Here is a 22,114-nt window from a genome sequence, read left to right on the forward strand (position 1 = left end):
AAGCCGGGCAGTCATGAACCGAGAGGCATCCGTGGCGGCCTGTGCGTCAATAGGCCGCCACGGGCGCCTCTGAGTCCGGACGGGTCGCTATGAGCGGTGCATCCCCGGCATGCATCGGCGGCACTCGCACGGTGGCCACACCGAGGATTGGAGGGGCTTGAGATTGTCGCCGCTGCGGAAGCGCAGGCGGCGCCCCCACGTCTGCCCGCCGTCGCGCGATACGCGCATAGTCATCAGCGGCGTTTCGCGTCTACGCATCGGCGCCTCCGGTCGTCAGACGCATGCCGCGTGACTCGGCGATCCGCAGCGTGTTCGACAGGACGTTGCAGAGACGTCCCACGACGAAGCGCGATTGGTCCGGGGACAGCGGCTCAGTAACGGCAAGCATCTGACGGGCAAGCTCAAGCGTGCCTGACGCTGTGGCGAGCTGTTCGCGTTCCATGCTGTCGGCGAGTCGCGCGATCACGCCCTCGGGATTGCCGTCGGGCGCGTACACGGGCTTCCCATTGGGACCTTCCCACGGCAGCAGGCGGAGTCCAGCCACGGCGTCGTCAGTCATGCCACGCGCTCCGGCACGTAGTCCTGTCCCATGGCTGCCAGTGCGAGAGACCTTCGCCGATCCCGCTGGGCCTGCCGTTCACGTGCCTGCTCGAAAGCCTCGAGATACCGGGGTACGAGTGGGAGTGTCTCGGCGTCGATCACCGTTGCCGTACGGGGAGCCCGGGGAGCCCGGGGAGTGGGCGGCGGAAGGGGACGGACGGCGGCTGCTGGCTCGGGTTCGGCTCGGCGCTTTCCCCGGGCGGGCAGGATGATGCTCAAGAGTTCGGCCACTAGGCTTCGCATTGTCGTTCGCTCCTCAGTAGCGATCGGCTCAGCCCCGGCAGTCCTTGCCCGACTGTCGGGGTGTTTTCGTTATCGAGCATACGCGTATTCGCGTATACGCGGTCGCCTGTTTTCGCGTATTCGCGCACGCTGAAGCCATGGATCTTGACCGGAGCGTTCCCGTATGGACTCAGGTGCGGGACGAACTGCGCCGTCGCATCGACGCCGGCACCTACCCAGTGGGGGAGCGCTTCCCCGCTGTGAACGCGCTGGCCGCTGAGCTCGACGTTGCGCCCTCCACAGTGCAGAAGGCTGTGGCGGCGCTGCGCACTGAGGGCAGGCTGCGTACGGTCTTGGGGCAAGGGTCGTTTGTCGCTGACAGCTCTGGACCGGGCGAATAGCTGGCGCAGCGAGCGATACCTGAGCCAACGATGATTGCAGCGCGGCGCCGGTCCGCTCGTCTCCGAGGGCTGCGAACCGGCGCGGCCTCACTGCCGTGGACCCGCGCTACTCACCGGCAACGACCTGTAGCCCTGGTGCTGAGCGCGATCGTAGATAGCGGTGAGTTCCCGCTTGCCCAGCCACTACCTGTCGCACCTCAAACTGGTGCGCAGGACCGGCCTGGGCGGCTCATAGGCCATGAGCTGTCGGTGAGTTGAGCGGTGATCGGCGAGTGACTTGAGCGCGGTGCATGCCATGACAGGTTTCTCTGGGTCAGTGACCGCGGTTGCCTTCCGCGCTGACAGAGGTAGCTATCGCGGTTCCTACAGTCCTCCCTACACCCCGCCCTACGGTGACTTTCCCCGTCGTGCGAAGGGTTTCTGCAGGTCAGTCCGTGTATTGGTTGGTCGCGAGTGGCTCGACAACCCCTTTGCTCCTGCTGTTTCTGGTCTTGTATGTCAGTGGGGGGTGGTGGAGTGGTCGTGCAGGGGTTGTGAGGTGGGGCCCCGGGTGCCCGCCCAGCCCTGGATGTCCGGCTGGCGCCGTGCGGCGCGGACGTGGGTCCGCGTGTGGGGGTGCGGCACTGGGGGCGGAGGGGAGGGAGAGGTCGATGGCGGGTGCCAAGCGGTGGCGATTCGGGTCGACGGCGCGAACGCGGAGTCTGGTGCTGCTGGCGCTGGGGGTAGTGAAGGTCGCCACGGCTGCGCAGTTACGGCAGTTGGTCCTGCCGGGCACCACCGACGGGCAGACCGTCCGCAACGCGTGCAAGGACCTCCGAGATGCCGGGCTGTTGGAATCGGTCGGCAAGATGACCGGCTTGAATCCGTCGGGGCGGCCGGTCAGCGAGCAGTTGTGGAATCTCACCACGGCCGGATTAGCCGCGGCTGCCACCGAGCTGGACCGGCCGCTCGCAGAGATGGGCGGTACAGCGCAGGCGGCAGCCAGGGCCGGCGCGGCGCACGCGGTGAAGGTGACCGACACCATCGATGCGTTCCTACAATCGCCGCCGGAGCTGACCAGGCCGGTTGTACGCCGGGGTGTACCGCCCGCTGCAGGGCCGACGAGGCTGATGCCCGTCAGGCCCCCCGGGCTGGGGACACTTCACGGCTGGCACACCGAGGTCGCTCTCCCCATCAGCGGCACGTTCACCACGCCGGGCAAGGGCAGTCTGCGCGCCGACGCGGTGCTCACCGCGCCGGAGGCCGGGCTGCCAGTGCTGTTCGTGGAGGTCGACAACGGCACCGAGCCACCGGCCAAGGTGGCAGACAAGATCGCTCGCTACCGCCGGTTCTTCCAGCGCACCGCGAAGGACCACAACGGGCAGCAAATCCCCCTGTGGTCGACCCTCTGGCAGGCCTCCGGTCGCGACGGATACCCACCGGTGGCGTTCGTGTTCACCAAGCAGGTCGGGCCCAAGGCCCAGCAAGCACGCATACAAGAGGTCGTCCGCCTCTCACGCGAGCACTGGCAGGGTCAGTGGTGTTATGGGCGCCACATCGAGAACACCGCGGAGAGCGACGACTACTGGGACTACACGGACGCTGTGCCCGTGCTGGCCACCACACTCGACGAGCTGCGCCAGAACGGCCCTCGCGCGGCGATCTGGTGGCGCTTCGGCCACGGCTCAGGGCAAGTGCTCGCCGATGCGCTGGACAACCCGGACGACCGCCGGGCTTTCGAAGGCCGAGAGGAACAACGTCTTGCCGCACAGCGGGCCGCCTGGGCGGAGGAAGAGCGCCGCGAGGAGGAAGAGTACCGGCGATGGCGCGCCTCACTGCGGCCCTGCTCGACTTGCGGCAGCAAGTTCGACCCGGAGGATGGCCCCGACCCGGCGCGTGGCGACGAGTGCCCGCACTGTCGCATGCAACGCGAGCGCGCTGCGGCCGAGCAAGCCGAAGCGGAGGCCGAACGGGAACGGGTACAGCGCGAGCGGCGTTTGGACGGGTGGTTCGGCTGGTTCTACGCCCTGCGTGACCAGGATCGGTAGGCTCCGGGAGCGTGAGCGAGTACCAGTACTACGAGTTCCTCGCGCTTGACCGGCCCTTGGACGAGGACGAGGTCGGGCAGGTACGGGCGCTGTCCACTCGTGCCGACATCACCGCGACCCGCTTCGTCAACGAGTACCACTGGGGCGACTTCAAAGGCGATCCGACGAAGCTGGTCGAGCAGCTCTACGACGCCCACCTGTACTACGCGAACTGGGGCAGCCGCCGTCTCCTCCTGCGCCTGCCTGCTGGGTCGCTCACGGCCAAGGAAGCAACCGCGTACGCCATGGACGACGCGCTCAGTGTTTGGACCCGGTCCGGACAGACGTTGCTGGACTTCTCCGTGTCCTCGGAGGATGGCTGCGAATGGGAATTCGAGACGTTCTACACGCTCTCGGCCTTCGTGGGGCTGCGCGCCGAACTCGCGGCGGGAGACCTGCGGCCACTGTATGTGGCATGGCTTGCCGGGCTCACCGCTTGGGAGCTGGCGGAGGACGACGAGGAGAACTACGCCCGCGAGGTCGAACCGCCCGTTCCTGCGGGACTGGCCTCGCTGTCCGGCCCGCAGCGGGCACTGGCGGACTTCCTGGGGGTCGACGCGGACCTGCTGGCGGTCGCCGCCGAGGCGAGCCGGGCCGCCACTGCGGACGGCGTGGACCGTACGGCTCTGGCCGCCTTCATTGCCGGTCTTCCCGCCGCCGACAAGGACGTCCTGCTGGTCGAGGCCGCGCTGGGCCCGGTATCCCCAGGGCCTGGGCTCCTGGCTCGCTATCGGGCGGCCATCACTGTCCCCGGCCCGCGTGACGAAGCGGGGCGGCGTACCGCGGCTGAACTTCTCGACACCGCCTACCGCCGTCGTACCGACCGCAGGGAGCGAGAGCAGACTGCCCGGGCACGCGCCGACGCCGAGGCGAAGGAAGCACGCTTGCACAAGGTCGCTCAGGACATCGATCAGGCGTGGCGAGACGTCGATGGCCTGATCGCTCAGAAGAAGGCCGGCGCCTACGACGCCGCCGTCGTACTCCTGGGAGACCTGCGCGCCTTGGAGGCCCACACCGGCGGCACCGCCGACTTCGACCGGCGGGTCGGTGAACTGCGGGCCGCTCACCGGGGCAAGCCGTCCCTCATGCAGCGCTTCGACGGGATGGGGATTCCGCGTTCCTGACGGGCGGCGTGGCGCCCGCCGTCGCCCCCGCCGCGCGTGGGGGAGTGACGGCGGGCCGCCCGGGCGTTACGACAGGCGGAAGTAGTCGATGTTGAAGCCGCCCGTTTCGCAGAAGAGCCTGACCGTCTGGTCGCCCGCCGCGAGGGTGACCGGGACGTGGACCGACTGGTAGGAGCCCCAGCCGCCCGTGTTCGGGACGGACGCCGTGGCCAGCGTCGTGCCGCCCGCGTCGCGGAAGGTCAGGGCGTTCGGGACGGTCGCGCCGCCGCCCGTGGCGACGCGGAGTTCCAGGTCGTACGTGCCGGCCGTCGGGACGTCGACGCCGTAGTCCAGCCAGTTGCCTGCGGCCGTCCAGCCGACGTTCGCGCCGCCGCTGGCCGCCGGGTTGGACTCGATGAAGTTGGCGCCGCCCGATGTCCAGCCGTGCTGGGCCGCGTACGACTCCGCCTCGACCCGGACCCCGACCGGTGCGCTGTGCGGTCGCACCGTCACGTGCAGGGTCACCTTCGTGCGCGCGGTGCCGTCGGTGACGTACACCGTCACGTCATGCTCGCCCGCCACCGTCGGGTTGACCGTCACCAGTCCCGTGGCGGGGTCGACCGTGATGCCGTCCGGGAGGTCGGTCGCGTAGAAGGCGAGCCGGTTGCCGTCGCGGTCGGTGGCCTTGAGGGGGACCTGCACCGTGCCGTACTGGTCCGCCACCACGTCCGCTGCCGGAGCCACCACCGGCGCCCGGTTGTGGGTGTTGCGGGGGACGTGCTGCTTCCACTGGTACGTGGCGTACGAGTGTGCCGGGACCTTCACCGCGTACGACGTGCCCGCGAGCACGATCCGCACCGTGGTGTCGGTGCTGTTGGCGTTGCCGAGGACCGCGGTGAACCTGTCGGTGCCGTGCCGGTAGACCACGTTGCTCACACCGTCAGCCGTGGTGCTCGACTCCAGGCGTACGTCGCCGGGCGTGAGGTATTTGGCGAACTGGCCCATGGTGTAAAGCTCGTCGCGGACGGTGAAGTCCTTGGTCGTGGTGTTCACCTTGACCAGGCGGTCGGGCCACTTGGTGGTCGCGGCGACCTCGTCCCAGTCGATGTTGTTGTCCCGCGCGGGAGTCCAGTGCAGCGTGCCGCCGTCCTGGTCGGTGGTCTGCGCCCACATGATGTAGGAGCTCGCGTCGAGCCGGAAGTAGTTCAGGATGGTGGACGCGGACAGGTCGCTGGTCTCGGTCATGTGGACCGGCTTGCCTGTCTGCTCGAACGCGTCGCGCATCACCGTCGGGTCGCCCCAGTAGGGGTGGAAGGCCACGGCGTCGGTCGCGTTCAGGACCTGCCGGCCGGTCACGGAGCCGTCCGGGGCGTCGTTGAAGATGCGGTAGTAGTTCTTGGTCGCCGTGCTGTTCGGGTCGCGCCAGTCCCAGAAGTTGAAGTCGTGGACGTACAGACCGGTGTTCAGGTCGGCCTTGCGCAGGGCCTTCTTGATCGCGAGGGCGAGCTTCTGCTGCTGGGCGACACTGATGTCCATGGCCGGGTAGACCACGTCCATGCCGGGTTCGTTCAGCAGGGTCAGGGCGTCGACGCGGATGCCGTGCTTGGCGTACGCCTGCACGAACTTGACGTAGTAGCGGGCGAAGACGTCGATGCAGTCGTCCCGCAGCTTGCCGACCTGGTAGTAGTCCGTGGTGCTCCCGGGCTTGAGCGCGACCTCGCCCGTGAACTGGTTGTTGGTCTTCATCCACGCCGGGGCGCTCCACGCGGACCCGAAGAAGGTGGCCTTCGGGTTGTAGCGCTGGATCAGCTTGATGGTGTCGATGATGTGCAGGTCGACGTCGCGCTGGATGGAGAAGTGCTTCAGCTGGAAGTCGTCGGCGACTCCGGCGGGCAGGTCGTCCTCCGACCAGAAGGGCAGGTGCTCGATGAGGTCGGGGCTGCCGATCGTGAGGCGGAAGCGGTTCAGGCCCGCCCCGGTCTTCGGGTCGACGAGCAGCCGGACGGCCTCCTCACGCTTGGCGGGGGTGAGCTTCCACAGGTTGGACACGCTGGTCTCGTCCAGGGAGAAGCCGATGCCCGAGTACTTCTGACGGGTGGTGCTCGGGTCGACGACGACGGTCGCGTCTGCGGGGGCGCCCGCGCTCACACCCGGCAACGGCTGCCACGCGTGGTCGGCCCCCGTGGAATAGGTGCCCGTCACGGAGGAGCCGTGGTGGTGCGGTACGGCGGCCGGGGCCGCTGACTCCGTGCCGACGAGAACGACCAAGGTGAGAGCTGCGGCTGCCCCGATGAGGGAACGTCTCACGATGTCCTTCCTTTCTGCTGGGATGCGCGGGTCGTGCGCGGTCCCGACCCCGTGGGTCGCTGCCGACCGGCCGCTGACGGCAGCTCAGGCAGACGTGACCTCGGGATCCCCGGCAACCCGCCGCTGACAGGGGTTCGTTCGGACGGCGCCGCCCCTCGCGACGGGGCTCTTTCCGCCCTGTCGCTCGCTGCTCGGGCCGACGGCGTATTGGGAAGCTCTCCTCCCTCCTCGGGACGCGAGCAGATCGAAACAGCTTGTCGATGTTCTGTCAAGACATGAATTAAGGCGTGAGGAAAGTGCCTCCGAGCTTCTTCGGCGGGAACCCGCAGGTGCGTCGGGCGTATCGCCCCGGGTGGCGCGGCGGCGGTCCCTGCAGCGCCGAAGACCTCATGTGGCCCGGGCGCCGCCAGGACCATTCCGGCCTGCCCGAAGCGGTGTTGGGGACCGTTACGATCACTGCACCCTGCACCGGAGTGAAGGAGACCCCCATGACCGACCGGTCTGTGCACACCGTGGAAGTGCCGTTGGGCGACGGCAGCGACGACGTGGTGCGGGTCCAGATCCGCGAGGTGGACGAGAGCCTCGTCCGGGTCGGTCGTGGCAATCGGGCCGTGGTGCGCGCCGAACGGTCGCTCGGGCAGATGCTGGACACCGTGCGGCCCGTCGCGGACAGCTTCGTGGGGCGCTTCCGCGGGATGGCCAACGCCCCGGACGAGGTGACCCTCGAATTCGGCGTCTCCCTGTCCGCCGAGGCGGACGTCGTCATCGCCAGCACCGCCACAGCGGCCAACTTCGCGGTCACCCTGACCTGGAACAGGGGTGACCGGAGGGACGTCAACGACGATACTCCGTAAGGGAGTTGATCCAGCGGGGGTCGCGGAGGCACGGAGGCATCGGTGACGGCCGGGACGACGGGGGCAGGCGCGAACGCGGGAACGGGAACAGGAGCCGGGCCCGGCTCACGCAGCCCCGAAGAAGCACTGGCCGCAGCCGTGGTCCGCGTCAAGGGCCCCGACGGCGAACTCGCCGGCGCCGGCTTCCTCATCGCCCCCGACCTCGTCCTGACCTGCGCCCACGTCGTGAACGACGCCCTCCGCCGGCCCCGCGAGGACGAGGTGGCCACAGGCACCGAGGTCCTCGTCGACCTGCCCTTCGCCGAGGGCGGCGCCGCCGCCGAGGTCGAGCGCTGGGTGCCGGTACGGGAGGACCAGACCGGCGACATCGCGGTCCTCCGGCTGCGCGCCGCGATACCCGGGTCCCACCCGCTGCACATGGCCGACACTGAGCAGGTGTGGGGCCACGACGTACGCGTGCCGGGCTTCCCGTACCGCTCCCCGGGCGGCGTCTGGCACTACGGACGGCTGCGCGGCGCCACCGCCGAGGGCTGGGTGCAGCTGTCGCAGGCAGATCCACACGGCGTGCCCGTCGAGGAGGGGTTCAGCGGCAGCCCGGTCTGGGACGAGCAACTGCGCGCCGTGGCCGGGATGGTCGTCGTGATCCAGCCCGGCGGAGTGCAGCAGAGCTTTCTGATGCCCACCCGCACGCTCGTCGCCGAACTGCCGGAACTGGCGACAGTGGTCCGTCCTGCCTCGCCGTTCCGCGGCCTGTCGACCTTCCAAGAGGGCGACGCCGAGGTCTACTTCGGCCGCGAGGACGACGTCGCCGACGCCACCGCCCTGGTCGACGGCTCCCACCCCTGCGTCACCCTCGTCGGACCCTCCGGCTGCGGCAAGTCCTCGCTCGCCCGCGCGGGCGTGGTGCCGCGGCTGCGGGAGCGGGGCCATGCCGTGCTGATGGTGCGCTCCGGTGAGGGCGCCACCCTGCGGACGGCGCTCGCCTCGGAGCTCGTCACCGCCGTACGTCCCGCACTGCGCGGAGCCGCGAGGACGCGGGAGGTCCGGCAGTTGGAGGAGCTGCTCGCCGAGCACGGCCTCATGGACGCCCTGCGCATGGCCGGCGGGCAGGGACAGCAGCCGCTGCTCGTCGTACTCGACCAAGGCGAGGAACTGCTCGCCGGGCCGGACCCCGAGATCGAGGAGGCCGTCCGCCTGCTCTTTCCCGAGCACCGTCCCGACGGACTGCGCGTGCTGGTCACCCTCAGGTCGGACTTCACGGACGCAGCCCTCAGCCATCCGCTCCTCGGCCCCGCACTCAGCCGCGGGCAAGTGCGGCTGCTCGCCCCCATGTCCCGCCCGCAACTGGAGCAGGTGATCCGCGACCCCCTGGAGCTGACACCTGCCGTGACGTACGACGACGGGCTCGTCGAGCGGATGCTGGACGACGCGGGGGACGGCCCCGGCGCGCTGCCCCTGCTGGGCTTCGTCATGGCACAGCTGTGGGACGGGCAGATCGGGGGACGGCTGCGCTTCGACACCTACCGCGAAGTGGGCGGCGTCCAGGGCGCGCTGGGGCGGTACGCCGAAACCGCCTGGCGAAGCTGCGTCGGCGAGGCCGACGAGGCCGAGGCCATGCGGCTGCTCACCGATCTCGTCCGGTTCCTGCCGGGCGGCGATGTCCCGATGCGCAACGCCCTCAGGCAGCAGGACGCGGGGGAGGGGCGGTGGCGGATCGCGACCGCGCTCGCCGAGCGGCGGCTGCTCGTGCTGCGCGGCGGTGGCGGCGAGGCGGTGACCGCCGAACTCGCCCACGAGGCCCTGATCGGCGCATGGAAGCGGCTCGAGGAGCGCGTGCGGCAGGACCGCGCGTTCCTGGCCTGGCGGGCGGAGCTGCGGCACGACGTGGAGCGCGGTCAGCTCCTGGAGGGCGAACAGCTCACGGAGGCGGAGCAGTGGGTGGCCCGCCGGGGGCCCGTACTGACCGACACGGAGCGGCAGTTCGTCGACGCCTCGGTCGCGAGACGGGTGGCGCAGGAGGAACGGGCGCGGCGGCGGGTGCGGCAGAAGCGCGGGGGCATCGGCGCACTCGCCGTCCTGACCGTGCTCGCGGTCGTCGCCTCCGGGCTGTTCTTCTGGCGCAACGCACAGCTCGACGGGCAACTGCGGCGGGCGGCCTCGAAGCAGCTGGCGGCGCGCGTCGCACAGCTCGACGACGTATCCGTGGTGACCTCGGCGCTGTTGTCGGGAGCGGCGTACCGGACCGCCCAGGAGCCCGAGGCCCGCACCGCGCTGATCAGCCAGTACCTGAGGCTGCGCCATGTGGAGCGGGTGGTGTGGGACAACCACGCCCCGGTCCGTGATGTCGCGATGAGCGAGGACGGCAAGCGGATCAATGTCGGCATGACCTCCGGCGACGCCGTCGGCCTGGCGCCCGGCACGGACGAGGCGCACCCCGACTGGCTGCCTGCGGGATCGCAGATCGTCGCGCTCTCGCCCGACGGACTCATGTCCGCGCGCGCCTCGGTCAACGGGAAGGTGTCCGTGGGAATCGGGCCGGACGGCGGCGGCAAGTGGCGCACGGTGGTCCTGCGCGACGGCGACGCCGTACGGAACAACGCCCGCGCCCCTGCCGACCTGCGCTTCGACGCCACCGGGCGCAGGGTGCTCGCCGCACTGCCCGGCGAAGGGGTCCTGGTCTGGGAGTCCGCGAGCGGCCGGCGCGCGGGCAAGGCGCTGCCCGCACCGAAGGGCTGGGAGACGGCCCAGGCGTGGTTCGGCCCGGACGGCACCGTGATCGGCCGGATCACCCAGGAAGGCGCGGCCGAAGGCGCCCAGGGCCGCCTCGTGCGCTGGAACCTCGCCGACGGCCGGCGGGACGCGGCGACCTGGGGAACGGACCTGACCGGTGCCGTCACGGTCAGCGGCGACGGCCGGACGCTCGTGCGGTGCACCCCGGACGGGGTCCTGCAGTCCTGGGACCTGACCGGCCGCCCGAAAGTGCGCCATCAGTACAGCACGCGGCAACTGGGGCTGGTCTGCCCGCTGAACGTGCCGCGCCTGGACCGGACCGGCCGGTTCCTCGTCAACCCGGTGCAGCGCTTCGGCGCCTCGCTCGGCAGGTTCCGGTTCCTGGTGTTCGACCTCGCCCAGGGACGTGCCGGCACCTTCGACCTGCCCGCGCCCGCACAGCAGGACGCCTCGTTCACCGGCGAGTCGCAGCTGCCCGCCGTGTCACTCACCGGACCGCCGGGCAAGCTCCGCGCCGCGGTCGGCATCGCGGCGTCGGTGATGGTCGCGCGCGTCCCGGAGCCCTCCGCCTTCGACACCACCATGCTCACCGCCCGGATCAGGACCGTCGACGCCGACCACCACCACGTCGTCAGCGTCGACACCGACGGCAACGGACTGCGCCTGTGGGACCTGCGGACGCACCGCATGCTGGCCGCGGTGCGGCCGTCCCGCCCGCTGGCCGCCCGGTACGCCACGTACAGCCCGGACGGCACACGGGTCCTCACGACGGCGGCGGACGGCGGCACCGTCCTGGTCTGGGAGGTGCGCGGGAACACACTGAGAGAGCTGGACCGGATCGACCTGCCACGACCGCCGGACATCCACCCCACGGACCCCGACCCGCGCTCCGGGCGCACCCCGGCGTGGGTCGACATCACCTTTGACGGCCCGGACCACGTGGTGATCTCGGCGCTGTCCTACGTCGAGCGATGGGACCTGGCCCAGGGCCGGGAAGTCGGCACGGCCTACCGGCCCAGGGCCCAGGAGCCGACCGAGGTCTCGATCGCGGCCGCCGGCACCTGGGCGGCGGCACGCCCGGGCCACGGGCAGGCGGCGGTACGCGCCGCCGACGGGAAATCCGACATCGTGATCTGGGACTTCGAAGAGGGCCGGGAGGTCGAGTCCCTCGACGTCGGGGGGTCCGACGGCGTCAAGCAGCTCGGTTTCGACCCGACGGGACGGCTCCTCGCGGTGCTGACCTACGACGGCGCCGTGCGGGTGTGGGACATGGACAAGGCAGGCAAGGACAAGTGGCTGGAGCCGCTGACGTACCAGGGCGTCCAATGGCTGAGCGCCTTCTCGTCGGAGTCCACCCTGAGCACCCAGAGCACGCAGAACGAGTACACCGTCTGGGACGTCGGCAGTGGCACCGAGCGCTACCACTTCACGCCGGGGTACGGCGCGACCGCCGACCTGACCGAGGACGGCGCGTCGATGGGCCTGGTCGACGGGTCCGACGGCTACCTCCTCGCGCTCGACCCGGAGCGATGGCTGGAGAAGCTGTGCGCGGTGGCGGGACGCGGCCTCAGGGCGGGGGAGAAGGGCCTGACCCCGCCGGGCAGCACAACGGACCACGTCTGCGACTGAGCCGGTACGTGCGGCTGCGAGCGGGTCGCTCCCTTGCCCCGCGCAAGGACTGCCGGTCTCTGATCCTGCCCGGTGAGCGGCGAGGCATGAGGACTTCCGGATGGTCGGAAGACGAGTCCCTGAGCGTGGACCGTCCTGTTCGGCAACTCAACAGTTCCTATGGGCGCAGGGAACGGCCGGGCGAGGGATGGGGGAGTGGTCACGGGGGCGATCCCCGCCCCTTGATGCCGGGCATTAATCACTTCGCGGCGAGCGGCACGTCTGTTTGAATCCCGTGGCGGCGGATTCGCGCCGCCACGGAGTCCCCGCCCCGCTTCCGATGGCGGGGCGTGATGCCGAAAGGCGTGCGAATGAGCGCTTCCTTCCTCTACCGCTTGATGGAGCCGTTGCCGGACGCAGAGACGGCAGTGGCCCGGGCGCGTGCGTTGCTGCGCAGCCATGGTGCCCCGGGGTACGGCAAACCATGGGTGGACCATGTCATGGTGACGACCGCCGGGCAATTGGCCCATGTCGTCGCGACGTTTCCTCGGGCTCATCTCATCGTGGGGTGGGTTCGTGATCCTTCGGCGGAGGCGGCCCTCCTGGCCGAGCTGGACGGGCGGCACATCGGGTACCGCATTGTCGAGGACGGCTACCGGCTGCTGCTGGAGCTCGAACTACGCCCAGAACTCATGGAATTGTGGCCGTTCCCCGACGACGTGTGGTTGTCACTCGGCTGGGTGCCGCCCTTCGGCCACGAGAATGTGGAGGACGAGGACTGCTCCACGGAGGCCGAGGTGGATGCGATGGCGGCCGTCCTCGGCCCGCTGATGGTGGAGGTCCAGTGGGAATACCCACTGCGAGGTCTGCCCGACGGCAACCTCTGCGGGGTGCAGCTGTGTCTCAACAGCGAGTGGACCAGCCAGCATGCCGAATACAAGCCGGGGGCCTTCAACGTCTACCTCTCCATCGGCACGCGTAGGAAGAACCGCGCGGTCACGGACGAGTGGTTGCGCGACAGTGGGCTGGCTCTCGGCGATCCGCAGCCCGGCTGGTGAGACGGCCGGGTCCGGTCCCGGCCTCCGTATGCCCGGCGGCCCGGCGGCCCGGCCGTCCGGCGGTCACGCGCTCCGCGCGGCAGGCTCCAGTGGTGCGGCGCGATCAGGCGGCGCACGGAGTCCGGTCCCCAGGAACCGGGCGCGTACAGCTTCCACCGGCGGTGGGTTCTCCAGGAGCGGGGGGAGGCCGCCCACAGGCGCTGGACGCCGTCGGAGCGGGTGAACAGCCGGCCGATGGCCTCGGACCGGGCAGAGCATGGAGAATGGCCGGGCCGCTCCGGGCCGTCATCCCCGAGGCCGAAGCGGGGACAGCGTTCGCGGTAGACGAGAGGCCCGGCGACATGGGTGCACCACCATTGCTCGAACTCAGCGGCGTCAGCCGGGTCTACGGCAAGCGCACAGCGCTGGCCACCATGAACCTGCGGCTCCGGTCCGGGAAGTGCGTGGCGCTGCTCGGCCACAACGGCTCCGGCAAATCGACACTGCTGCGCATAGCGGCCGGCCGGGACAGGCCGAGCACCGGCACGGTGACCTTCGACGGCAAGCCGATGAACGAGAACGACCCGGCGGTCCGGGCCCGGGTGGCGGTGGTCGGCGACACCGCGGCCTGTTACCCCGACCTGACCGTGCGCGAGCACCTGCAGCTGGTGGCCGTGGCCCACGGGGTGGAGGACGCCGGCGACTGGATCGGCCACGTACTGGCCGAGCGGATGCTGACCGACCACGCCGACGCGCTGCCCGGGGCCCTGTCCTCCGGGCAGCTCCAGTCGCTGCTGCTGGCCTCCGCGATGGTCCGGCCGCGCGACCTGCTGCTGCTGGACGAGCCGGAACAACGACTGGACCCGGGCGCGCGGCGCCGCCTGGCGGACCTGATCAAGAAGGAGACCGCGGAGGGCGTCGGAGTGCTGCTGGTGACCCACCACGGAGAACTGGCCCGGGCGGTCGCCGACCGGGTGCTGGTCCTCAGCGACGGCAAGGTGGTGGCCGACGGCCACCCGGACAAGGTGCTCGCCACCGGGACCGACGGACTGACCTGGCTGGCCGAGAGCCCGGACGGTGCCCGGTGACCACCCTCACCGAGGAGACCGGGGACACCGGGGACATCGGGGAGACCGGCGAGCACTCCGCCGCCTGGTCCGACGAGGACGACTGGACCCGGGAGACGCTCCGCCTGGTCCGCGACCTGCGCACCCCGCACCGCCGCAAGCGGACCGGCCAGATCGCCTACACCGTGTACTGCGTCGCGCTGATCCTCGCGGTGTGGGGAGCGCTGCCGAGCATGGGGCTGTTCCTCGAGAAGTCGATGGGCACCGACTACTCCGGTCACGGACCGGCGATCCTGGCCGCGCTGCCGGCCGGGTCCTGCGCGCTGGGGCTGGGATGGCTGCTCGTCGCCGCCTGGGACGCCCAGTGGCGCGGGCCGGTGGTGCCGCCGCGCGAGACCGTCGACTGGCTGCTGGCCCAGCCGGTGGACGTCGGCCGTGTGCTGCGGCCGTGGTTCTGGGGGTCGGCCGCGATCTCCGGCGGGGCCGGGCTGCTGGTCTCGGCGATCGGCATGATCGCGCTGGGCCTGACCGTCGGTGTCGGGCTGCCGGCCGCGTTCGGCTGGTGTCTGCTGGGCGGCATCGGTCTGCCGCTGCTGGCGACCGCGCTGGGCGCGGCGGTGGAGGGCAGCGAGCGGGTGGCCCGCTGGGCCCGGCTGGCCACTCCGTACGTCGCTGTGGCGCTGCTGGCGCTGGTGGCGCAGACCGTGATGGCGGTCCGCGGCGACCGGCTGCCGGGACTGGAACGGGTGGAGCTGTGGTCCGGGCCCTGGGGCTGGGCCGGGCTGGCCGCCCTGGCCCCCACACCGGCCGCGCTGCCGGGCGGCTGGGCCGCGGGCGTCCTGCTGGCCGTGGTGGTGGCCGGCGCGCTGGCCGCGGCACACCGCTTCGTCGGGTCGCTGGCGCTGTCCGCGGTACGGCGGCGTTCGCGGACCGCGACCGGGGTGATGGCCGCGCTGCGCACGGTGGAGTTCCGTACCGCGCGGCAGGCGGTGGCCGGGGTCACCGGCGGGGGCCGGTCGGCGCGATGGAGGTTGCCGGCGCCACGGTGGGCGGAATTCGCGGTGCCGTGGCGGGACGCGCTCGCGCTGCTGCGGACTCCGGGCCGGCTGGGCCGGGCAGTGGTGCTGGGAGTGCTCGCGGTGCTGGGCGCGGTGCTGGCGGCCTCGGCGCACGGCGGGACGGGCGCGGCGGCGGCGCTAACCTCACTGGCCTTCGGCTACTGGTCGCTGACCCAGCTGCTGGAGCCGGCCCGTCTGGAGACCGACGACACGCGGCGCGGGTCGTGGGCGCCGTATCCCTACCGGGACCTGATGCTGCGGCACACGTCGGTGCCCGTCGTGCTGGGGCTGGTGGGCGCGCTGGTGGCGGCGGGGGTGCTGGCCGGGGAAGGCGCGGGGGCCCGCGCGCTGCTTGCACCGATCCTGGTGCCGCCGCTGGTGGGCGCTTCGCTGGTCAACGCCTGCCGAGGGGCGACCAAGCATCATCTGCTCATGTCGTCGGGTCAGTCTCCTGCGGGCAGCCTGGGCCCGGTGCTGTTCCTGGCCTGGTACGGCGCCGGGGCGCTGGCGGTGGTGGTCATGCTGGTCTTCCCGTTCCTGACCGCGCTGCACTCGGGCTCGGCCGCCTCGATCGTCACCGCCGTCGTGGCGAGCGGCATGGTGACGGCCATCTTGGTGCGCTGGGCGGTCACGCGGATCGGGAACCTGACGGCTCCCCTGCCGGACTGACAGGGGCGCATCGCCGCCCTCGGCCACGGTGAGGCAGCCCCCTGGCCGGGGCGGGGATGTCCGCCGGTGGTGCCCGCCGCGGCCGCCCGGGGAGGCTCCCTACGCGCGACGCTCACGCGCGGCGCGGCAGGCTCCAGCGGTGCGGCGCGATCAGACGGCGCACCGAGGGCTCCGGTCCCCAGGAACCGGGTGCGTACAGCTCCACCGGCGGCGGGTTCTCCAGCAGCGGGGTGGACGCCTCCCACAGGCGCTCGATCCCGTCGGAACGGGTGAACAGCGACTGGTCGCCCAGCATCGCGTCCAGGATCAGGCGTTCGTAGCCCTCGAGCGCGTGCATCGTGTTGAAGGACTCGGCGTAGCTGAAGACCATCTCCGCCTCGCGCAGACGCATGGCGGGCCCGGGGTCCTTCACCAGGAAGCAGGCCATGATGCGGCCGGGGTCGTCGAAGTCGATCAGCAACTCGTTGCTCCGGACGCCGGCGCCGCCCCGCACGGCCAGCGGGAACATGCGCAGGGCCGGTTCCCGGAAGCCGAGCGTCACCACGTGCCGCGCCTCGCCCAGCGACTTGCCCGAGCGCAGGTAGAACGGCACCCCGGCCCAGCGCCAGTTGTCGATCCCGACGCGCAGCGCGACGAAGGTCTCCGTGTCCGACTTCGGGTCCACGCCGGGCTCGGCGCGGTATCCCTCGTACTGCCCGCGGACGACATGCGCCGGGTCGATCGGCTTGAGGGACTGGAAGACCTTCTCCTTCTCGTCCCGCATGGAGTGCGCCTCAAGGGCCGTGGGCGGCTCCATGGCCACGAATCCCAGAAGCTGGAACAGGTGCGTGACGATCATGTCGCGGAAGGTGCCGGTGCCCTCGAAGAACTGCGCGCGGCCCTCGATGCCGATGCTCTCCGGCACGTCGATCTGCACATGGCTGATGTTGTCGCGGTTCCAGATCGGCTCGAAGAGGCCGTTGGCGAAGCGGAGCGCGAGGATGTTGTCGACCGACTCCTTGCCCAGGAAGTGGTCGATACGGAAGACCCGCGACTCGTCGAACACGGCGTGGATCGACGCGTTGAGCGCGCGGGCCGAGGCCAGGTCCGTACCGAAGGGCTTCTCCACGATCACCCGGGCGTTGTCGGACAGGCCGCTCGCCCCGAGCGTCTCCACCACGGACGTGAACGCGCTCGGCGGCACCGCGAGATGGAACAGTCGCCGCGGACTGCCCTCGATGGCCCGCTCGGCCTCCTGGACGGCCGCGATCAGCGGCTCCGCGGCGCCTGGGTCGCACGCGCCGAACGACAGGGCGGCCTCGAACTCCTGCCACGCGCGGCCCTCGGGCTTCGACCGGCCGAACTCCGCGACCGCCTCCCGCGCGTGCTTGCGGAAGTCCTCGTCGCTCATCGTGCTCTTGGCCGGAGCCGAGCCGACGATCCGGTAGCGGGCCGGCAGCAGCCCCGCCTTGGCCAGGTGGAACAGTCCGGGCAGCAGCTTGCGCCGGGCGAGGTCGCCGGTCGCGCCGAACAGCACCACCACATGGTCGTCGGGGACCGGTGCGTGGCTCGACGAGCTCGATGAGCCCGATGAGGAGGAACGGTGGGTCACGGCGTTCACCCGCTCTTCTCGGCGTGGCCGCCGAACTCGCCGCGCATCGCGGACAGCGCCTTGTCGCCGAACTCGCCCAGTCCGCGCGACGCGTACCGCTCGGCGAGCGCGGCGCTGATGACGGGGGCCGGCACGCTCTCGTCGATCGCGGCCTGCACCGTCCAGCGGCCCTCGCCGGAGTCCGAGACCCGGCCGGTGAACGAGTCCAGCTGCGGCGAGCGGGCCAGCGCGTCGGCGACGAGGTCGACCAGCCAGGAGCCGATCACCGAACCTCGCCGCCACACCTCGGCGACCTCGGCCACGTCGATCTCGTAGGGGTACGCCTCGGGCTCCCGCAGGGGCGCGGTCTCGGCGTCGACGGTCCTGCGGCCGAGCCCCGCGTCCGCGTGCCGGATGATGCTCAGGCCCTCGGCGATGGCGGCCATCATCCCGTACTCCACCCCGTTGTGGACCATCTTCACGAAGTGTCCGGCGCCGCTGGGCCCGCAGTGCAGATAGCCCTCCGGCGCCGTCCCGTCGGACCGGGTCCTGCCCGGTGTGGGCTCGGCGTTCCCGCGGCCGGGGGCGATGGTGCGGAAGATCGGGCCGAGCCGGGCCACGGGCTCGTCCTCGCCGCCGATCATCAGGCAGTAGCCGCGTTCGAGCCCCCAGACACCGCCGGACGTGCCGCAGTCCACGTAGTGGATCCGCTGCGGCGCGAGCTGCCGGGCACGGGCCATGTCGTCGCGGTAGTACGAGTTGCCGCCGTCGACGACGGTGTCGCCAGGCTCCAGCAGAGCGGCGAGTTCGTCGAGCGTCGGCTGCACCACCCCGGCGGGCAGCATCAGCCAGACGTTGCGCGGCGGCTCCAGCTTCTCCACGAACTCCCGGAGGGAGGCGGCGCCCGTCGCCCCCTCCTTCTCCAGCTCCAGTACGGCATCGCGGCTGAGGTCGTGCACGACGCACCGGTGGCCGTCGCGCATCAGCCGGCGCACGAGATTGGCGCCCATCCGGCCGAGCCCGATCATGCCGAGCTGCATGGGTGAGTCAGTGGGCATGGTGGGTTTCCCCGTTCCTCGGCGGCCTCCGCGGGCCGGAGTTCTCGTTGTCGGGGCGTGCGGCGTTCGCGGCGGCCGCCGCCTTTCCTTCCCCGGGAACCGCTGCGGCCGGTGGTCCCGGCGCCGGACCCCCGTGGCAGCCGATGCCCGTGATGACCGTTCGGGACATGGGCTTCCTCCTCGCCTCGGGGTCGCGGTTCCGGGGCCTTGCGGCGGAAGCGCTCACGGGCGTCCGCGCCCCGGGCATCCGAGGTGGAATCTACCTATTCACGGCATTCGGCGCTCAGGGGGGATCCTTTCCCCGCGTCGGTCCGGGCGCCAGGACGCGGTCGGGCTCGGCCCGCGACCCCGTCCGTGTCGGGGACCGGGTTCCGCCGGGGATGACCATGCCGCGCTGCGCCACCCCGGTGACGTGTGACCGCCCAACGCGCGGATGTGAGGCCGAGAGCGCGCAGAAACCTCGCCGAGCGCAGGGCACCGTTGGGGTGAGGGCGTACTCGGTGCGCGGGGCCTCCCTCGCGAGCCGTGCCCAGCCCCGTCAGATGCCCGCCGGACGTCTGTACCGTCCTCAGCGGGCCCTCACCGGAGTAGTCTGGAGTCACCAGGAGCATTACGCACACGGGCCCTCATGCCGGTGTCGTTCCCGGCGAACGACCATCTCGGGCAAGTGGGAACACGCCCGTAGTCAGGTCCGTGTCATGAGTGTCGTCCTCGATCAACCGCTCATCGCTGATGGGCAGGATTCTTCACCTCCGATACCCCCGCCTCGGTTGGCACTGAAGCCGGCCGCTGCCGTGCGTGGGCTGTTGGACGGAGCCTGGTGGCCGCGTTCCCGCGATCTCGCACGTGAACTCCCGGCCCTGATCGACACACTGGATCGCCGCTGGGCGCGAGTGACCCGAGTCGCGGTGAACCCCACGCCATGGCCGGTGATCCCGCGAAGGGTCTCCGCCTTGGGACATGTCGTCCACGTCGGATGGTTCAGGGAGCAGGACCCGAACAAACTGCTGCTGCTCTCCTACACCACCGGTCGCCTGGATCTGCTGGTCATCCCGCCGGAATGTGATCTGGCCGCAGCGACCCGGCTGATGGCAGCCGCGGCCGACCCCCGGCGCAGACTCACCGCGAGCGGCCTCATGGCGGACGACGAACTCCTCCGAACCATGGGAACCGACCGCAGGGGCGAAGCGGACTGGGAGTCGGAAGGCGGCACCCCGTCCGCGGCCGACACGGCCGCGGTGCCGAGCAGCGCCAGGGGGATGTGGGCGTGATGGCAGTCCTCGTCAGCCTGGCCGTGCGCCTCCTCGCGATGATCGCCGTGGGCGCCTTCATCATCCGCGCGCTCAACGAGCGGCACGATCACCGGATCACCGCTTTCCGTTATGGCGATCTCCTCCCGTACCGTGGTCGCCGGACTATCGCCGTCCCAGAGAGAGGCGCCGGCGGTTCCTCGGACTCACTGGCCAGGACGGTGCACGAAGAGCCGCAAGGCGGCAGCCGTCGTCGGCTGCAAAACACAGGTTCGACGGCAGCTGGCGTGCAGCGACCCGCACGACTGCTGGCCTCCCCCAGTCGTGTCACCGTTACGGGCCGCCCGCCACCCGCGGCGCACACAGTACGGACGGCACCGGCCTGGACCGCGCTCGCCGAGGTTCGCGTCATCGCCGCGTCCCCCGAGGCCGCCCGCGGGGTCGTTGACGCGCTTCGGCAACACTTCGCGGGTACGGAACAGCGCAGCTACCCGGCAAGCCCGGAGGGTGGCACCACTCGCCTGCACCTCACGGTCGACACCACGCAGGCCCCTCGGGCCGTGCAGTCGCTCCGGTCCGGGGTGGACACGGGCCATGCGACACCTGCTGGCCATGCGCGCGCTGGGGAGATTCCGCCTCGGGTGACGGCGGGCCGCCGTGATACGGGCGACGCGGCGGCGGAGGCCCTCAATCGGGCGGACACCGCGCGGGCCCGCCGGGCCGACTGGCCGCCGGCAATCGCCTGGGGGTGACGCACCGGCCCGTACCCGATCGGGCCGGCAGGCGGATGGGGCGGGCGAACCCGGTCGGCCTGGCGTAGCCCGGCCGATCCGCGACCGCACCCTCGTCGGCGGAGAACCCCGGCGCTGTGTTCGGCCTGTTTCCCGTACGCGCTGGATGCGGCCGTGCCGGTGCGGAGCGGGCGTCCGGGCGCACGGCAGGTGCGGGACACGGCTCACCTGGTATTCGTGTCTCCGCGTCGAGAGTTCGGCAGCAGTAGCATTGGAGTTGAACTGGTGCACTCTCACGTGCAGCAGTTGGGAAGGGCGGCCCTGGCGTGTGAATGCGCCGGGGCCGTTGCGTTCCGCTTTACGCGGGCGCTCCCGCACAGGGTGCTGGAGCATGGGTCACCGCCTTTGCCGCCGCGGGAAATGGGTGCGTGTCAGTGGGACAACGCCGGCCGGTTCGCCGGGACCGGCGTCACGACCCGCCAGGAGGCATGTCCCCGAGCAGCGCCCACTGCTGGGCGGCCATGGCCGGCGGCCCTACCCATCGCCATCCTCGCTCTGCGAGGCCTGGCGCCCCGGTCGAACCGGCAGAGGTCGTCGATCAGTACTGGGAGCCCGTTCGGAGAACGTGCCAAGCCGACCGGTGACCGCCCTCGGCCGCACCATCACGTCAGATCATCGGGTTGCCGGCCCGCGCCCGCGTCGTCCACGCGCCTCGGACGATCCGGATTGGTGCCTGTGTCGATGAGGATCTGTTCGGCCCCTGCGACGTTGCCGCCCTGTACCGCCTTGGCCATCGCGGCGCGCGCCGCATCAGGGGTTGCCCGCGGCGGCACCACCAGGAGGGAGAAGTGGTCCCGGTCACCGCGGGTGATCAAGACCGTGTCGTCACCAACGGGGAAGGAGTCGATGTGCACGACCCGGTCGTCAACGGTCAGGCGCGTGGGGAGTTCGTCCCAGGCGTTCGCGTCCAGACCGACGCGCGTGATGGGGCCCAGATGGCGGACCAACTCCGTGACCAGACGGGGAAGCTCCGCGACGATGTCGCGGGAACGCGGCCACCACGCACCGTCGAGGATTCCCTGACGGCCCTGAGCCGTCTCCAGCCTCAGCAGCGCCGTCCCGGGTTTCACCGCTCGCTGGATCTCGTCCGGGAAGTGTTCGGGAAGATGGGGGTTGTCCGTGTCGGCCATGGTCTTCTCGCTTGTCAGCACGGAACCCGGCTGGCCCGCCGAACTCCCGAAGCCGAATCGCCTCGGCTGCCGGCAGGCCAAGTTCCTTGGCCTTTTCACCCTACTCCCGACGGTGGCACGCGAACCGGATGTGTCGGGCTCCCACGGATTCGGAGCCGGGTCCGGCCGCACGACTCCTCGGTGGACGCGAGGTCACCGTACAGCGTCCGGCACGCTCGCCGCCGATCCCGAGGCGCCGTACCGGTGGGTGCGCCGATACCAGACGGGCGGGTTGTGGCCGTCGCGATGATGAACTCGCGGTCGTCATCGCTGATCGGACGGGGACGGCCTCCCTCCCACTGAGGGCCCGGCGCGGCCGGACCATTTTCGTTGAAGGCGTGGATCACGTCCCGGACGGTGGTGCGCCTGGACCAGCCTGGCGATCGCGGTCACAGTGGTACCCGAAGCCGACGCCATGATGATCAGTGCCCGGCGGACCCGCACCGACTCGTGGCGGCCCCGCCGGACGATCTGCTGCAGCCTCTGCCCTTCTTCATCGGTCAGTAGCCGTGCCCTGACCGGCTCTGCCATCTTCGCCCCTCACCCTCACCAGT

15 protein-coding genes are annotated in these 22,114 nt (G+C 71.0%); 10 read left to right on the forward strand and 5 right to left on the reverse strand.

Annotation, left to right across the window (positions count from 1 at the left end):
* Positions 1 to 250: 250 nt before the first annotated feature.
* On the reverse strand, positions 251 to 559 hold the full coding sequence (locus tag ACFYXS_RS15335) for a hypothetical protein (RefSeq protein ID WP_389248056.1): 309 nt from the start codon (positions 557 to 559) through the stop codon (positions 251 to 253).
* Between the two features lie 421 nt (positions 560 to 980).
* On the opposite strand from ACFYXS_RS15335, the gene ACFYXS_RS15340 reads away from it, so the two are divergent.
* The 3 genes from ACFYXS_RS15340 to ACFYXS_RS15350 all read left to right on the forward strand — a co-directional run bounded on the left by ACFYXS_RS15340 (position 981) and on the right by ACFYXS_RS15350 (position 4,413).
* Positions 981 to 1,223, forward strand: a complete 243-nt coding sequence (locus ACFYXS_RS15340; protein ID WP_389248058.1) for a GntR family transcriptional regulator — start codon at positions 981 to 983, stop codon at positions 1,221 to 1,223.
* Between the two features lie 650 nt (positions 1,224 to 1,873).
* Positions 1,874 to 3,250, forward strand: a complete 1,377-nt coding sequence (locus ACFYXS_RS15345; RefSeq protein WP_389248060.1) for a replication-relaxation family protein — start codon at positions 1,874 to 1,876, stop codon at positions 3,248 to 3,250.
* An 11-nt stretch (positions 3,251 to 3,261) separates the two neighbouring features.
* Positions 3,262 to 4,413, forward strand: coding sequence for a hypothetical protein (locus ACFYXS_RS15350; protein WP_389248062.1), 1,152 nt, complete (start codon positions 3,262 to 3,264; stop codon positions 4,411 to 4,413).
* A gap of 66 nt (positions 4,414 to 4,479) precedes the next feature.
* Here the strand turns inward: ACFYXS_RS15350 and ACFYXS_RS15355 are convergent, their stop codons facing one another.
* Entirely contained in the window at positions 4,480 to 6,699 is a 2,220-nt protein-coding gene (locus ACFYXS_RS15355; RefSeq protein ID WP_389248064.1) for a carbohydrate-binding protein, read from the reverse strand.
* A gap of 488 nt (positions 6,700 to 7,187) precedes the next feature.
* Here ACFYXS_RS15355 and ACFYXS_RS15360 point away from each other — a divergent pair, with 488 nt between their 5' ends.
* The 5 genes from ACFYXS_RS15360 to ACFYXS_RS15380 all read left to right on the forward strand — a co-directional run bounded on the left by ACFYXS_RS15360 (position 7,188) and on the right by ACFYXS_RS15380 (position 15,722).
* Positions 7,188 to 7,553 (forward strand): CU044_2847 family protein, encoded by a 366-nt coding sequence (locus tag ACFYXS_RS15360; protein ID WP_389248066.1) that lies wholly within the window; start codon positions 7,188 to 7,190, stop codon positions 7,551 to 7,553.
* 138 nt (positions 7,554 to 7,691) lie between these two features.
* Positions 7,692 to 11,912, forward strand: a complete 4,221-nt coding sequence (locus ACFYXS_RS15365; protein WP_389248068.1) for a trypsin-like peptidase domain-containing protein — start codon at positions 7,692 to 7,694, stop codon at positions 11,910 to 11,912.
* Between the two features lie 350 nt (positions 11,913 to 12,262).
* Complete coding sequence (locus ACFYXS_RS15370) at positions 12,263 to 12,949, forward strand: hypothetical protein (protein ID WP_389248070.1); 687 nt, start codon at positions 12,263 to 12,265, stop codon at positions 12,947 to 12,949.
* 341 nt (positions 12,950 to 13,290) lie between these two features.
* Positions 13,291 to 14,016, forward strand: coding sequence for an ABC transporter ATP-binding protein (locus ACFYXS_RS15375; RefSeq protein ID WP_389248072.1), 726 nt, complete (start codon positions 13,291 to 13,293; stop codon positions 14,014 to 14,016).
* Positions 14,013 to 15,722: a hypothetical protein gene (locus ACFYXS_RS15380; protein WP_389248074.1), complete on the forward strand. Its 1,710-nt coding sequence runs from the start codon at positions 14,013 to 14,015 to the stop codon at positions 15,720 to 15,722. The genes ACFYXS_RS15375 and ACFYXS_RS15380 overlap by 4 nt, the downstream gene beginning before the upstream one ends.
* Positions 15,723 to 15,834: 112 nt before the next feature.
* Here the strand turns inward: ACFYXS_RS15380 and zwf are convergent, their stop codons facing one another.
* Both zwf and gnd read right to left on the reverse strand, forming a co-directional pair.
* A complete protein-coding gene (gene zwf / locus ACFYXS_RS15385) occupies positions 15,835 to 17,322 on the reverse strand; it encodes a glucose-6-phosphate dehydrogenase (RefSeq protein WP_389248076.1) in 1,488 nt (495 codons plus the stop codon).
* A complete protein-coding gene (gene gnd / locus ACFYXS_RS15390) occupies positions 17,319 to 18,350 on the reverse strand; it encodes a phosphogluconate dehydrogenase (NAD(+)-dependent, decarboxylating) (protein WP_389248078.1) in 1,032 nt (343 codons plus the stop codon). Before gnd ends, zwf begins: the two co-directional genes overlap by 4 nt.
* 698 nt (positions 18,351 to 19,048) lie before the next feature.
* On the opposite strand from gnd, the gene ACFYXS_RS15395 reads away from it, so the two are divergent.
* Complete coding sequence (locus ACFYXS_RS15395) at positions 19,049 to 19,621, forward strand: DUF5994 family protein (RefSeq protein WP_389248080.1); 573 nt, start codon at positions 19,049 to 19,051, stop codon at positions 19,619 to 19,621.
* Complete coding sequence (locus ACFYXS_RS15400) at positions 19,621 to 20,352, forward strand: hypothetical protein (RefSeq protein ID WP_389248082.1); 732 nt, start codon at positions 19,621 to 19,623, stop codon at positions 20,350 to 20,352. The genes ACFYXS_RS15395 and ACFYXS_RS15400 overlap by 1 nt, the downstream gene beginning before the upstream one ends.
* Positions 20,353 to 20,993: 641 nt before the next feature.
* Here the strand turns inward: ACFYXS_RS15400 and ACFYXS_RS15405 are convergent.
* Entirely contained in the window at positions 20,994 to 21,521 is a 528-nt protein-coding gene (locus ACFYXS_RS15405; protein WP_389248084.1) for a DUF5994 family protein, read from the reverse strand.
* Positions 21,522 to 22,114 lie beyond the last annotated feature (593 nt).

This window comes from Streptomyces sp. NPDC002574, from assembly GCF_042889545.1.
Lineage (GTDB): Bacteria > Actinomycetota > Actinomycetes > Streptomycetales > Streptomycetaceae > Actinacidiphila.

What these genes read in the sequence shown, in the direction of transcription:
- ACFYXS_RS15400 (WP_389248082.1), top strand. Translation starts at nt 19,621, where the DNA reads ATGGCAGTCCTCGTCAGCCTGGCCGTGCGCCTCCTCGCGATGATCGCC.
- ACFYXS_RS15395 (WP_389248080.1), top strand. Translation starts at nt 19,049, where the DNA reads ATGAGTGTCGTCCTCGATCAACCGCTCATCGCTGATGGGCAGGATTCT.
- ACFYXS_RS15375 (WP_389248072.1), top strand. Translation starts at nt 13,291, where the DNA reads ATGGGTGCACCACCATTGCTCGAACTCAGCGGCGTCAGCCGGGTCTAC.
- ACFYXS_RS15340 (WP_389248058.1), top strand. Translation starts at nt 981, where the DNA reads ATGGATCTTGACCGGAGCGTTCCCGTATGGACTCAGGTGCGGGACGAA.
- ACFYXS_RS15360 (WP_389248066.1), top strand. Translation starts at nt 7,188, where the DNA reads ATGACCGACCGGTCTGTGCACACCGTGGAAGTGCCGTTGGGCGACGGC.
- ACFYXS_RS15405 (WP_389248084.1), bottom strand. Translation starts at nt 21,521, where the DNA reads ATGGCCGACACGGACAACCCCCATCTTCCCGAACACTTCCCGGACGAG.
- ACFYXS_RS15345 (WP_389248060.1), top strand. Translation starts at nt 1,874, where the DNA reads ATGGCGGGTGCCAAGCGGTGGCGATTCGGGTCGACGGCGCGAACGCGG.
- ACFYXS_RS15370 (WP_389248070.1), top strand. Translation starts at nt 12,263, where the DNA reads ATGAGCGCTTCCTTCCTCTACCGCTTGATGGAGCCGTTGCCGGACGCA.
- gnd (WP_389248078.1), bottom strand. Translation starts at nt 18,350, where the DNA reads ATGCCCACTGACTCACCCATGCAGCTCGGCATGATCGGGCTCGGCCGG.
- ACFYXS_RS15335 (WP_389248056.1), bottom strand. Translation starts at nt 559, where the DNA reads ATGACTGACGACGCCGTGGCTGGACTCCGCCTGCTGCCGTGGGAAGGT.